Raw genomic sequence first — 509 nt, forward strand, 5'->3', positions numbered from 1 at the left:
GTGTACAGCTACAGCTACACGCTGACCTCGGCGACGACCGATGGCGTCGGCGTGGAGAGCGACGACTTCACGGTGAAGGTCACCGACAGTGATGGCGATGAGGCCACGGCGGGCCTGACGGTCGAGATCGTGGACGATGTGCCCACGGCCCATGCCGATGCCTTCACGCAGACCGCGGAGGATGCGGTGGTGACGGGCAACGTGCTGGGTGACAACGGCAGCGGCGCGGATGTGTTCGGCGCCGATGGCAAGGGCACGGTTGCGGAGGTTGCGGACTCGCTGACGGGTACCGGCACGCTGGTGCTGGGCGCCGATGGCACCTTTACCTACACCCCGGGCATGGGTGAGGAAGGCGAGGTGACGTTCAAGTACACGATCACCGATGGCGACGGGGATCCGTCGGAAGCGACGGTGACGATCACGCTGCAGGGCGACTCCAAGCCGGAGATCGAGGTCACGCCGAGTGATCCGGTTGCGCAGTCCGGCACGGGCACGGTGCTCGAATCGGG

Annotated in this window: 1 protein-coding gene; it reads left to right on the forward strand. The window is 66.4% G+C overall.

Features of this window, described 5'->3' with window-relative positions; genetic code table 11:
* Positions 1 to 509, forward strand: a 509-nt coding sequence (locus ACFO27_RS11890) for an Ig-like domain-containing protein (RefSeq protein WP_376817518.1), incomplete at both ends; no start/stop codon positions are given.

Source organism: Castellaniella denitrificans, assembly GCF_042653765.1.
In the GTDB taxonomy this organism is placed as follows: Bacteria; Pseudomonadota; Gammaproteobacteria; order Burkholderiales; family Burkholderiaceae_B; genus Castellaniella; species Castellaniella denitrificans.